This window comes from Bradyrhizobium sp. Leaf396 (assembly GCF_001424605.1).
GTDB lineage: Bacteria > Pseudomonadota > Alphaproteobacteria > Rhizobiales > Xanthobacteraceae > Bradyrhizobium > Bradyrhizobium japonicum_C.
The window spans coordinates 122,402-134,445 of record NZ_LMQJ01000009.1 but is presented as its reverse complement, the minus strand read 5'-3'; the positions used below and the strand labels follow the sequence as shown (position 1 = coordinate 134,445).

Here is a 12,044-nt window from a genome sequence, read left to right as displayed (position 1 = left end):
AATCAACATGAGCACTGCGACCACGCAATCCGCTCCTTTGACCGAAAAAGCTGCCCTCACCGACCTCGTTACATGGGCAGAGAAACGGCCTGCATGGCAGAGAGATGCTCTTCGTCGGCTGGTTGCAGGTGAAACGCTCGACGATAAGGCGATCGCTGAACTTACGGAGCTCTGCCTTGACCCTACGCGCACCCATACGCCGATTTCGCAATCGCATATTGTCGCTGAAACCAGCGCGGCAGAGCCGATTTCACTTCTTTCGATAAAGAACCCCACTGCCATCAACGCGCTTGCCAGCCAGCAGGAGCTATCCTTTGAACCCTCCGGTCTGACGGTAATTTACGGCGATAACGGTTCGGGAAAGTCTGGCTATGTCCGAGTCTTAAAGCACGCATGTCGGTCACGGGATGAGAAGTTCGCCATCCACAGGAATTTGGAGGATAAGACCAACACGCCGCAGTCTGCCGAAATATGTTTCGCGAGAGGCGCGAACACTCATCAATTCGGTTGGACACCTGACGGCGAGCCACATAGCGAGCTCCCATCGGTCAGCATATTTGACTCTCGCAGCGCAAACATCCATGTCGAAAGCACTAACGAGGTAGCCTATATCCCCCGGCCAATGCGTTTGCTGGAGGCGCTGGCGGACGCTTCCGACTACATCAAAACGGCGCTCGACGGCAGGATTGCCACTCTTAAGAATCAGATTCCGCTTGCGATTTCAAATCCCTCACTGACCAGTGAGACGGCTGCTGGCAATTATGTTTTTGGGCTAAACGCAAAGTCCAATATCCCGCTGCTCGATAAGCTTGCCGCACTTGGTGAGCAGGAAACCGCTCGCCTCTCCACGCTGGAAACCGACTTCGCACAGGACCCCAAGCGCGCCGTGGCGCGACTTGAGAATCAGCGCCGGGAAGTGGAGCGCATTCAGACTTTCCTCCAAACTCTAGTTGGCGCTACGAACGCGGCGGCGTTCGCCGAAATTAATGCGCTGCGAAAGACCCACGGCGATGCCGTGGAAGCCGCATCGGTGGCTTCGCAACAGCTATTCAGCGCATCGCCGTTGCCGGAAGTAGGCCAAGCAACCTGGCAGAAACTATGGGAGGCCGCGCGCGCCTATGCTGTCACCGTGGCCTATCCCGGAAAGACATTCCCTTCGAGCGAACCGGGTACGATTTGCGTGCTTTGCCAGCAACCCCTTAGTGCGGACGCAATCGAGCGCCAATTGACATTCGAGTCGTTTGTAAGAAGCTCGACGAAGGCTGATGAAGCGGCGGCGCGCGCGAAGCTGGACGCTACGCTTGCCCAGTTGAAAGGGCGGATGCTCCGCATTGGCGATATTCTGAAATCGAGCAAGTTCCTCACCACCGATATCGGCGATGCGTCGCTTGCACAGCAAGTTCGACGCGCCTTTGTCGTGGTGCTCTGGCGGCTACGGGCGATGGTCAGGGCATATGGCGAGCCCAAGCCGCTTGGCGCTGATCCGCTCCAGGCGCTTACGATCCTCGCAGCCGATCTCAAAAGGCGCGCCGCGCAGCTTTCCGCCGATACGCAGAGCGACGACTACAAGAGACTGAAATCCGAATACCTTGAACTCAAGGAGCGCGCCGCTCTTGCGCCGCTGCTCCCGGACATCAAGGCGCACATCGCGCGCCTCAAGGAAATCGAGTCGATCAACACTGCGCTGAAGTCGATTGCCAAGAAACCAATCACCGACAAGAACAAGGAACTCTCGGATCGCATGGTAACGGACGCTCTGCGCGGTCGCTTTGCGCGTGAGATTGGAAAACTCAAACTGTCCCGAATGCCGGTTGAGCTACGCAAGGAGAAAGACCGGCAGGCGGTATCGTATTTTCGCGTTGCGTTGGTGGAGAACCCGACCGCCAAGGTCGGCGAGATATTCAGTGAAGGCGAGCACCGCTGCGTCGCGCTCGCTGCGTTCCTTGCCGAGTTGGTCACGGCGCAGCGTTATTCCGGTATCGTTTTCGATGATCCAATGTCATCGCTCGACCACATTCACCGGAACGCGGTTGCGTCGCGGCTGGTGGAGGAGGCGGAACACCGCCAGGTCATTGTGTTCACACACGACCTTGTGTTCCTATACGAACTTCGCCGCGAGGCAGAGAAGGCGAACCGGCCAATCGCATTTCGCAATGTCAGGCGTCGGCAGGATAAGCCTGGCCACATCGAGAACGAGTTGCCGGATAAGGCGAAGTCGGGCCTTGAGATGTGCAATGCGCTGCGATCCTCGCTCAAATCGGCAAAACCGACCTTTGATAAGCTGACAGATACTCAGCGCACTACGTTCTGCAAGGGGACTATCGGTCAACTGCGCGATGCTTGGGAGCAGGCCATTTCCGATTACGTCCGCCCAGTGCTCGAAAGGTTCGACAACAAAGTAAAACCGACCTCGATCTTCAAACTCGGCATTCTCACCGAGGACGACGTGAAGTCCGTAATGGAAGCCCAAAGTAGGCTATCTGAGGACCTCCATTCCTCGGCACAAGCGTTGAACCCTGAGGCCTTATCGCTTGATGACCTGCTTAGCGAGGTTAAGGCCCTGGAAGAATGGATTCAGTCCATCCGTGATCGCCAAAAGAATGCGGTAAAACCCGCGCTTAATTAGATCATCAGGCCAGATCGATCAGAAGCAGTTGCTCAACCCAGCGCTTTTCGCGACCATTTCGGACGTGCAGTTTGTTGGCGGAGAGCCACGGATCGGTCGTATCCCGCCGCTTGGCTGTCAGCGGGCGTGCAACAAAGCGCCCATCAGCAGAAGGCCAATGCCAACAGCGCCCAACGGGATAAACTGAGCGATGCCAGCTTGAGTGCTCGCCATTGCGGCGCCATACATTGCAAGTGGAACCGCAATGGCCGCGCCACCCCAGAGAACTTTTCCAACTGCGCGCATGACCAGCATTTGTTTACCTCCATCTCGGTGTTCATAGAGTGAGACCAGAGGGCAAAAGCGACAAGACCTTGTGCACTCTCTCCACATCTCGCTTCTGGTGCAGGCCGTGCTTGAGTCGCAAAGGCTTCTTCTCTGGCCCAAGGGTCAGCAGCAAGATTGATGGGGCTGAGGGTGGGGCTTAGAGACGAAGTTTGGCAAATTGCCCGAAGTGTCGATTTTACTGCCGTCTAACTTGTTGAATTTATTTATAATCTGGTACAGTTGGGTGGGCTCGAACCACCGACCTCCTGTTCCACAGACAGGCGCTCTAACCAACTGAGCTACAACTGCATCCTGGCGAGCCGCGCCTCAGGACGCCCTTCAGAGGGCCGGTGCCGAGGGGGCTGGACGGGGCGGAAACTAGGTGCAACGGGGGTTTTTGGCAAGGCCGCAAAACCCGATATTTGCCCGTCACTGCTGCGAGAAAACGAGTGGATCGGCGGGGCGTCGTTCACCTCTCCCCGGCGGGAAGAGGTCGGGTCGCTCGGCGCGCGCATGCGGGGCGGAGCGCGGTCCAACGCGAGAGCGGATCCCCTCACCCGGATCGCGCCGGACGATGCTTCGCATCGCCGGGGGGCGATCCGACCTCTCCCTTTGGGAGACGGAGCGCCGGGCGCGGTCGAGTGCACCATTTCAAAAAGAAAACCCGGGCGTTTCGGCCCGGGTTTCCATTGTTTGGCATGATCTGATCGGAAAACCGCTACACACTTTTCCGGATCATGCCGTTCAAACCGGCCCCGGCGCTCAGGCGGCGGGCGGATAATACTTGGAGGCGCTGGCCTTGATCGGCTCGGCCGTCTCGGCGGCGACGCGCTGGGTGAGCTCGGCCAGCTCCTTGGCCTGGGACTGGTAGGTCTCGAGCTGCTTGCGGGCGTGGCCGGTCCACAGCTCCATCGCTTCGGTCGGCGACTTGGCGCCGAACAGCTGCTGGGCGAAGTCGAGCTGGGCGCTGGAATTGGCCTTCATGAACTCGACCAGCTTGGCGGTGTATTCGCTCGCGCCCCTGGACGCGCAGGTGAACACGGCCTCGACGGTGCCGTTGTGGGTTTCGGCGGCGTCCTTGAACTTGGCGTAGTTCTCGCGGGCCTGCGACACGCCCTTTTCGGCGAACGCACGCATCTGCTCGGGAACCTCGAACGGGATGATCGAGGCAGAAAACGGATCAGTCGCACCTGTCATGTTGGTCCCTCACGCTAATTGAAAAATGGAGTGAGCCTTCTGGCGCGCCCGCCGGCCCCGACCGTGGGCCCTCGCATTCAGCGGGTACGAAAGACTGGAAACGCGAAACGAATGAGATGGCTCGCCCAGCGCCCAGCACTATGGCTGCCTATCATGTCAACATTGTGCATTGCAACGCGGCAGACGGGTGCGTTGCGGAAATTTAATCTAGGTAAGGGTGAGGTTCCGGTATGGGGGGACCGGGGGTTGAGGGCGGCGCGGGACATGCTCCATCGCCCTCATTCCGAGGCCGGAGCGAAGCGACGGAGCCATGGTGCGCAATTGCGCACCTGAGAATCCATCGGCCGCAGAGCAAGAGGATGGATGGATTTCCGGGTTCGCGCCGCGCGCGCGCCGGAATGACGGCGGAGCCGGCCCCGCGAATCCCTTGGATGCCGCATCGCTGCGGCTTGCGGGCCTGGCACCATTAAGGTTATCGGCGCTTGGGGGGCGTTTTCGGGCCCGGCGGCCGTGGACCTGCCCGCAGCCGCGGGCGATACTAACTCTTTCTTAAGGCTGTCATTCCGGCAGCCGCCACAGCATGCGCGAGTGACAAGCCGGCCCGATGATTCGTTCGGATTTCCAGTTGCGAGGTGTGGGCGATCCGCGGCTGGCCGTGCATGCGACCTCACCGCTGGCCACCTGGCTGTGGTCGACCGACGGCGCGCGCGTGCTGTGGGCCAATCCGGTCGGCGCAAAACTGTTCGGCGCGGCCAACAGCGCCGCCCTCGCCGACAGGGTGTTCGGCCCCGCCGACAGCCATCGCCGCCAGATCGCCCGTCTCGCGCGCCAGCTGCCGGCAGGCGGGAGCGTGCGGCTCGAACGGCTGCGTGGCTTCGGCGCCCGGCTCGGCACGCTGATGACCTGCGCCTGCGCCCGGCTCGATTTCGCCGACGGCAGTCACGCCGTGCTCGTCACCGCGATAGACCCGGCGCTGCGCACCATGCCGCTGGTCGAGCGGCTGCATCGGCTGGTCGCGGGCGCCAAGGTGCCGATGGCGGCGTTCGCGCCGGACGGATTGTTCGTCGGCGCGAGCGAGGCCGCCCGCACCCTGCTCGGCTTCCGCGACCTGTTCGAGGCCGGCCTCGAACGGGCCCGCAGCGACGCGCTGCGCGAAGGCCGCGCCGCGACGCAGATCGGCATCGGCCAGATGGTGCTGCAGCGGGTCGGCCGAGGCGCCGATATCGGCCTGGTCGCGCTGATCGAGCCGGCCGCCAACCCGGCCGCGGCGCGCGATGCCGCGCCCGCGGCGGCACCGGACGTCGCGCACAGCCAGCCGGCCCAGCCCTCGCACGAGATTGCGCCGGCCGCGCCCTCCGCCGCTGCGCCGGAGCCCCCGCCTGCTCCGTCCGCCGAGGCGCCGTCGGACATCGCACTGTTCGACGCCTTCGCCGAGCCGGAGGACATAGCGGCGCCGGCGGAGACGATCGCGCACGCGCAGCCGGACAGCGAGGCGGCAGCGCCTGTCGCATCCGCCGCGCCCGAGGCCCCGGTTGAAAACATTCCGATCGAAAGCACTTCGACCGAAAACACTCCGGTTGAAAACCGCAGCGCGGCCATCGTGTCGCCGCAGGGCGAGTCGATCACCGGCGGCATGGTCGAGCCTTCCTCGGGCAAGCCGTCTTCGGGCCAGCAAGAGCCGCCCGCACCGCGTCAGCATCCGCTGCGCTTCCTCTGGCAGATGGATGCGGAGGGCCGCTTTGTGCTTCTCTCCGACGAATTCATCGGCCTGATCGGCCCGCGCACGGCCGCCGGCTTCGGCCGGCCCTGGCGCGAGATCGCGGCCGACTTCGCGCTCGATCCCGACGGGCGCGTCGCACAGGCGCTGCAAAGCCAGGACACCTGGGCCGGCATCACGGTGAGCTGGCCGGCCGACGGCGGCGAGCGCCTGCCGGTCGAGCTCGCGGGCCTGCCGGTCTACGACGAGATGCGCAACTTCGCCGGCTTCAGGGGCTTTGGCGTCTGCCGCGATCTCGATGCGCTCAACCGGCTCGAGGCGCTTCGCCGTTTCGAGCGGCTCGCCGCGGCGCCGACGCAACATGGCCTCTCCGCCGATGTCGCCGGGCCCGCGACCGAGACCGAGACCGAAGCCGAGCCTCACATGAAGCCCGAAGCGGCGGCGGCGCCTCCGCCGATCAAGCCGGCCGAGCCCGAGCCGACATCCGGGCCTGAAGCACCAGAGACTGAAGCACCAGAGCCTGAACTGCCAAAGCCTGAACTGCCAGAGCCCACAAGCGACGCGACTTCACACCCAACCGATCTGGACACGCACGTGGAAACGCCTCCCAATGTCGTGCCGTTCCGCCCTCCCGGCGATACGCGCGCCCCGACGCTGACGCCGGTCGAGAACAGCGCGTTCAACGAGCTCGCGCGGCAATTGTCCGAGCGGCTCGAACGCGAGCGCGAGACGATCGCAGCCGACGCATCCGAGCCGGCGGCGGAGATCGCAGCCGAGCCAGCGGCACCGGAGCCGGAGGCGCCGCAGGCCGCCGCCGAATGGCTGAGCGAGCCGGCACCGCCGCCGCGCGGCACCAGCACGCGCGACCGCACGCTGCTCGACCTGTTGCCATCAGGCATCCTGATCTATCGGCTCGACCGCCTGCTCTACGCCAACCCGGCCTTCCTCGCGCGCATGGGCTATGCCAGCGTCAGCGCGCTGGAGAATGCCGGCGGGCTCGATGCGCTCTATGTCGAGCCGGGCGTGTCGTCCGCCAGCAGCACCTCGCAAGCCGGCACGCCGGTGACGATCAGCGCGACGGTCGCGACCGGCGAAGCGCCGCTGGCGACGACGGACGCGCATCTGCATGCGATCGACTGGGACGGCGAGAGCGCGCATGCGCTGATCTGCGCGCTGCCGCAGCCGACGCCGATCGTCGCGGAGAGCGTCGTCACCGAGGCCGTCGTTGCCGAGTCCATCGTCGCAGAGATCGCCGAGCCCGCAGCCGGCGAAGCCGAGGCCGAGGATCTCGCCGCCATCCTCGACACCACGGCCGAGGGCATCGTGATGTTCGATGCCGAAGGCAACATCCACGCCTGCAACCGCAGCGCCGAGGCGCTGTTCGGCTACGACGGCGAGGCGCTGCTGCAGCAGAACCTGATGACGCTGTTCGCGCCGGAGAGCCAGCAGGTCGTCGCCGATTATCTGCAAAGCCTGAAGAGCCAGGACATTGCGAGCCTGCTCGACCACGGCCGCGAGGTGCTGGGCCGCGAGAAGAAGGGCGGCGCCATTCCGCTCGCGATGATCATGGGCCGGACGCGCCCGGACGGGCCGAACTTCTTCGCGGTGTTCCGCGACCTCTCGCAGGCCAAGAAGGGCGAGAGCGAGCTGACGCAGGCCCGCCGCCTCGTCGACGGCGCGGCGAATGCCAAGGCCGACATGCTGGCGCGGATCAGCCACGAGATCCGCACGCCGCTCAACGCCATCATCGGCTTCGCCGAGGTGATGATCTCGGAGCGCTTCGGCACGCTCGGCAACGAGCGCTACGGCGAATACATGAAGGACATCCGCGCCTCCGGCGAGCGCGTCATCGCCATCATCGACGACCTGCTGGAGCTGTCGCGGATCGAGACCGGCCAGCTCGACCTGAACTTCGCCGACCTCAATCTCAACGATCTGGTCGAGGCTTGCGTCACCGTGATGCAGCCGCAGGCCAACCGCGAGCGCATCATCATCCGCACCTCGCTCGCGCATGCGCTGCCGCAGGTGAGCGCGGATGCGCGCGCGATGCGGCAGATCACCATGAACCTGATCTCGAACTCGATCCGGCTCGCCAGCGCGGGCGGCCAGGTCATCGTCTCGACCGCGCTGACCGACCGCGGCGAGATCGCGCTGCGCATCCGCGACACCGGCCACGGCCTCAGCGAGCGCGAGGTCGCCGCCGCGATGGAGCCGTTCCGCACACCGCCGCCCGGCGACGCCGCCGACAGCTCGGCGCTGAGCCTGTCGCTGACCAAGGCGCTGGTCGAAGCCAACCGCGCCCGCTTCAACATCAAGAACGCAGGCCACGGCACGCTGATCGAGGTGGTGTTCGCGCCGGTGCTGGCGAAGGCCTAGCAATCCAGGCTGTGCCGCGAAGCGATTCCTGATTGCTTCGCTGCGCGCGAAACGACGAAGGGCACGGCTCGCGCCGTGCCCTTCTGCATTCGGACCGCTCGCGTGGTCTCAGTGATAGATCTCGAACAGGCCGGCGCCGCCCTGGCCGCCGCCGATGCACATCGTCACCACGCCCCACTTCGCCTTGCGGCGGGCGCCTTCCTGCAGCAGGTGGCCGGTGAGACGGGCGCCGGTCATGCCGAAGGGATGGCCGATCGCGATCGAGCCGCCGTTGACGTTGTACTTGGCGGGATCGATGCCGAGCTTGTCGCGGCAATACAGGCACTGGCTGGCGAAGGCTTCGTTGAGCTCCCACAGATCGATGTCGTCGATCTTGAGGCCGGTGCGCTTGAGCAGCTTCGGAATCGCGAACACCGGTCCGATGCCCATCTCGTCGGGCTCGCAGCCGGCGGTCGCCCACGCGACGAAGCGGCCGAGCGGCTTGAGGCCGCGCTTCTCCGCGTCCTTGGCTTCCATCAGCACCACGGCGGCGGCGCCGTCCGAGAGCTGGCTGGCATTGCCGGCGGTGACGTACTTGCCGGGCCCCTTCACCGGCTCGAGCTTGGCGAGACCTTCCAGCGTGGTGTCGGGACGGTTGCACTCGTCGCGATCGACGACGTAGTCGACGATGCTCTCCGCCTTGGTCTGCTTGTCGACCACCTTCATCTTCGTCTTCATCGGGACGATCTCGTCCTTGAACTTGCCGGCCTGCTGCGCCGAGGCCATGCGGCGCTGCGATTCCAGCGAGAACTCGTCCTGGTATTCGCGGCTGAGCTTGTAGCGCTCGGCGACGATGTCGGCGGTGTCGATCATGGCCATGAAGATGTCGGGGGCGACCTTGAGCAGCTCCGGATCGATCGATTCCTTCGGCGTGGCGCCGCCCGGAATCGAGATGCTCTCGACGCCGCCGGCGACGATGCAGTCGGCGCCGTCCGAGCGGATCGAATTGGCGGCCATGGCGATGGTCTGCAGGCCCGAGGAGCAGAAGCGGTTCACCGAGACGCCGGCGGTGGTCTTCGGCAGGCCGGCGAGCAGCGCGGCCTGGCGGCCGATGTTCGGCGCGCCATGGGCGCAATTGCCGAGATAGCAATCCTCGACATAGTCCTTCTCGACGCCGGCGCGGTCCACCGCGTGATGAATGGCGTGCGCCGCGAGCGACATCGGCGGCGTGATGTTGAACCCGCCGCGGCCGGATTTTGCAAGGCCCGTGCGCGCATAGGAAACGATGACGGCTTCACGCATGTGTTTCTCCCTGTCGAACCATCTTGAACTGAGCGTCCTGACGCTATTGGTACACAAAGTTGGGCGGCCGCGGGAAAGAAAAACGCCATCCGGTCGCCCGCGGCTGTTTCCGCAGGTCGGAATATCCGCACGCTGTCGGATTCCGCGCTCTGGACTCGAACTCCGACCAGGAGGCGGCACTATCGCGGAGCGAATGCTTACGCCGACGCCTTCGAAGGCGGATTGTCCAGCAGGCCGAACAGCCACTCGACGCCGGCATCCATCATCGCGACCTTCGGAACGATGGCACGAAGTTGAAAGCTTCGCATCGGCAACGGTGAATCGATGCCGAGCAAACCAAAGCGGGCGCCGTGAACATCGAGAAGCCCCTTAGGCAGGGCGGCGATCAGATCGCTTTCAGCGACAACCGCCATCAAGAGCATGAAACTCGGCACGGTCATCGCGACGCGGCGGGATAGCCCTTTGCTGGCAAGGACGTCATCGACGTAAGCGCGCGTATCGCCGGCCGGGGACACGATGGCGTGCTGCATCTCGCAATAACGCTTCAGCGTCGGTTCTGCCGCGAAGGAATGGCCACGACGGACGGCGATCTGGAACCTGTCTTCAAAAACGATCTTGGACACGTAGCGCGCTGGAACGTCGTCGATCGGAACCACAGCGATGTCGACTGTCCGCGCATCCAGCGCTGCAAAGGCTGCTTCGCGCAGCACGTATCGCAAAGCCATGTCGATGAAGGGAGCCTCGCGCTGAACGAGCTTCAGCAATGGAGGCATCATGACGGCTGCGATCGCATCGGGCGCGCCGACCGTGAAGCGGCGCCTCGAGCGAGCCGGATCGAACGGCTCCGCCGTCCCCACCACGCGCCGCGCACGTGCCAGGACGTCCGCAATGGCATCGGCGAGTTGGAGAGCGCGCTCTGTGGGCACGACGCCTTTCGGCGTCTTGAGAAACAAGGGGTCGTTGAACTGCTGCCTGAGCCGGCCAAGTCCATGGCTCACCGCCGAGGGCGTGACATGAAGACGAGCCGCAGCTCTGGCGACGTTCCCTTCGGCGAGCACGGCCTCGAAAACCGGAAGCAGGTTCAGGTCGACCCGATTCAGCTGAATGTCATTCATGATGTTCGTGAAATCATATCGGCAAACTGATTTTGGGACAACAGCGACCAACCTTCGTGCATCCCCCAAGAAACGCTGCACACGAAAACCAAATGTATTTTCAAACCCTTACGGAGAACTTCCATGTCTTTTGCCACCCACCTCCCGCCATGGCTCCTGCGCAGTGCAGCGGCCTCGATCCTCCTGTTGATGACCGGCAGCACCGGCGCTCATGCGGCCCGCGCGAACGGCACGATCGCCGGCAACGGCTTCAGCTCCACCATCCTGAAGGTCGTTTCCGAGAATGGAACGTCGTGGACCAAGATCGAGGGCAGCACCATCAGCCTGCCCGTCAAGGTCCACATCACAACGCCGTCGTACCCGATCGTGAACTACAAGGTGCGTCAGCTCGGCCATCCCGAGGGCATGTATTTCGTCAACGCGTCTCCCGACAAGAAGCACGACGACGAGGTGAACTTCTCGACCACCTATGAAGGCTCGACCGACTTCATGACGGCTGCAGAAAAGCAGGCCATCATTGCGACCTGCAACAAGAAGCTCAGCGAAGGAAAGGGCATTCGCGAAAGCCACAACACGTTCGGTTCGGTCGGCGTCGAGCTGATAGCCTCGTTCCTGATCCCGAGCAACGATGTCGGTCCGCTTCCTTCGGGCGGGCTGGGAACGCCGCACAAGCACACGGCCAACGTGGCCGTGCCGGTGAAATGCGAGGGCAAGCATGGCAAGGCCGACGACGTCGCCGCCAAGGAGCCGAACTTCAGCGTCAAGGACATCCACCTCCGCTTCATGACCTCCGCCGGCCATGTGACGAGTCCCAATCCCGGGGCGAAATGCCAGGTGACCCACGCCCGCGTCCGCGTCGGCACCAGCAAGGCCGGTGGAGTCAAGTTCAAGCTCTGGACCAAGATCGGTAACGAGCCGATGCAGAGCCAGTTCGTCGAGGCCTGGTCGTCGTTCGTTTCGCCGGGCAAGTACGAGGCGGTCTTCACCAAGAAGATCTCGGTGTCGAAGACGACCAGCGTGCAGGCGATGGCCGAGGACAAGACCAATCCGATCGGACAATCAACCGGATGGAAGCAGGTTTCGCTCGACTGCACCGGCGCCGGCGGCGGCGGCTTCGCCGACAGGCCCGGCACGGCCAATCCCTCGGACAAGCGACTGCCGTCGCGCGTTTTCCTCGGCGAAGCACAGCCGGTACCCAACGCTCCACCATCCCGGCCGAGAGTTGGCGAAGCCAGGCTTCCGCCAATGCCGCAGGCTAATGCGGCGAGAGCGAAGGATCGGTTTTATCCGTCGAAGCCGCACGTAAACTAACGGCCCATCGAGCGGCCGACCGATACCGCCGGGCGAACCTCTCGGATTGATGGAGGTTCGCCCGACCGGCGCAGGAAGGTCTCTCTGGAATGCAGCGGCGGCTCAGCACGAGCGC

General features: G+C 63.9%; 7 protein-coding genes and 1 tRNA gene. 3 read left to right on the top strand and 5 right to left on the bottom strand.

The genetic code is table 11. The features are described 5' to 3' along the window. Positions 1–7: 7 nt before the first annotated feature. Positions 8–2,626, top strand: coding sequence for an AAA family ATPase (locus ASG57_RS11285; RefSeq protein ID WP_057196238.1), 2,619 nt, complete (start codon positions 8–10; stop codon positions 2,624–2,626). Between the two features lie 117 nt (positions 2,627–2,743). Here ASG57_RS11285 and ASG57_RS37645 read toward each other — a convergent pair whose 3' ends face one another. From ASG57_RS37645 to ASG57_RS11275, 3 genes are all read right to left on the bottom strand, one after another. Then, positions 2,744–2,920, bottom strand: coding sequence for a hypothetical protein (locus ASG57_RS37645; RefSeq protein WP_156402638.1), 177 nt, complete (start codon positions 2,918–2,920; stop codon positions 2,744–2,746). Positions 2,921–3,164: 244 nt separating this feature from the next. Continuing rightward, positions 3,165–3,241: transfer RNA gene (locus ASG57_RS11280), tRNA-His, on the bottom strand. A 453-nt stretch (positions 3,242–3,694) separates the two neighbouring features. After that, positions 3,695–4,129, bottom strand: coding sequence for a phasin (locus tag ASG57_RS11275; RefSeq protein WP_024340395.1), 435 nt, complete (start codon positions 4,127–4,129; stop codon positions 3,695–3,697). Positions 4,130–4,733: 604 nt separating this feature from the next. Between ASG57_RS11275 and ASG57_RS11270 the strand changes: the two genes are divergently transcribed. Next, a complete protein-coding gene (locus ASG57_RS11270) occupies positions 4,734–8,222 on the top strand; it encodes a PAS domain-containing sensor histidine kinase (protein WP_024340396.1) in 3,489 nt (1,162 codons plus the stop codon). A gap of 108 nt (positions 8,223–8,330) precedes the next feature. On the opposite strand, the gene ASG57_RS11265 is transcribed toward ASG57_RS11270, so the two are convergent. Together ASG57_RS11265 and ASG57_RS11260 are read right to left on the bottom strand one after the other, a co-directional pair. Further along, positions 8,331–9,503, bottom strand: a complete 1,173-nt coding sequence (locus ASG57_RS11265) for a thiolase family protein (protein ID WP_024340397.1) — start codon at positions 9,501–9,503, stop codon at positions 8,331–8,333. A 197-nt stretch (positions 9,504–9,700) separates the two neighbouring features. After that, entirely contained in the window at positions 9,701–10,621 is a 921-nt protein-coding gene (locus ASG57_RS11260) for a LysR family transcriptional regulator (RefSeq protein ID WP_024340398.1), read from the bottom strand. A gap of 120 nt (positions 10,622–10,741) precedes the next feature. Here ASG57_RS11260 and ASG57_RS11255 point away from each other — a divergent pair, with 120 nt between their 5' ends. Then, positions 10,742–11,929 (top strand): hypothetical protein, encoded by a 1,188-nt coding sequence (locus ASG57_RS11255; protein ID WP_024340399.1) that lies wholly within the window; start codon positions 10,742–10,744, stop codon positions 11,927–11,929. Positions 11,930–12,044 lie beyond the last annotated feature (115 nt).

What these genes read in the sequence shown, in the direction of transcription:
- ASG57_RS11285 (WP_057196238.1), top strand. Translation starts at nt 8, where the DNA reads ATGAGCACTGCGACCACGCAATCCGCTCCTTTGACCGAAAAAGCTGCC.
- ASG57_RS37645 (WP_156402638.1), bottom strand. Translation starts at nt 2,920, where the DNA reads ATGCTGGTCATGCGCGCAGTTGGAAAAGTTCTCTGGGGTGGCGCGGCC.
- ASG57_RS11275 (WP_024340395.1), bottom strand. Translation starts at nt 4,129, where the DNA reads ATGACAGGTGCGACTGATCCGTTTTCTGCCTCGATCATCCCGTTCGAG.
- ASG57_RS11270 (WP_024340396.1), top strand. Translation starts at nt 4,734, where the DNA reads ATGATTCGTTCGGATTTCCAGTTGCGAGGTGTGGGCGATCCGCGGCTG.
- ASG57_RS11265 (WP_024340397.1), bottom strand. Translation starts at nt 9,503, where the DNA reads ATGCGTGAAGCCGTCATCGTTTCCTATGCGCGCACGGGCCTTGCAAAA.
- ASG57_RS11255 (WP_024340399.1), top strand. Translation starts at nt 10,742, where the DNA reads ATGTCTTTTGCCACCCACCTCCCGCCATGGCTCCTGCGCAGTGCAGCG.